This window comes from Polaromonas sp. P1_E3 (genome assembly GCF_056405935.1).
In genome coordinates this window covers 1-519 of sequence record NZ_JBFUBD010000865.1, presented here as the reverse complement: position 1 = coordinate 519, position 519 = coordinate 1, and the positions used below count along the sequence as shown (strand labels likewise).

Sequence of the window (519 nt, the reverse complement as noted above, 5' to 3'; positions counted from 1 at the left end):
GAAAAGACCGCGGTCATGATATTGCAAGGCAGCCAACACGCATGGCTGATCCCGTTCTTTCCGCCTGAGATTGAAGTTGCCTCGCTGGCAAGTTTCCCCGAGTCCCCGAAATTTGTCGCGAAAGCCATGCGTATGATCGACAGCCGGTCAGAAAATGCCTATGTCATTTTTGAAGCGAGCAAGGATACGCGGCCTGCGCAAATTGCGAAAATCAATCGCGTTCTGGCTAGTGTGGGTGTTGGCAAAAGCGGCTTTGGCTGCGACGTCGTGCGTTGGGCTATCAATCGAAACTCCCGCCTGCATGCCAGGATGTCCGACAGCAGCAACGGCGCGTATTGCGGCGTTGTGATGGATCCCGCCACGCGGCGTGACCTGGCCGAGGAAGACAAGGTCATCGCGCGAGGCAGTGGTGACCTTGCCAAAACGAGCTACGGTCTACGCATCGATCTGGCATCGTGCGTGACATACCATGCCTGGGTAGGAAGCCGCCAGGATCGATACCAGTACTGCCGTATTTCC

1 pseudogene is annotated in these 519 nt (G+C 56.5%); it reads left to right on the top strand.

Annotated features, from left to right (window positions below):
* Positions 1 to 519, top strand: a pseudogene (locus tag AC1D0Z_RS24025) (hypothetical protein); the annotation flags it as partial.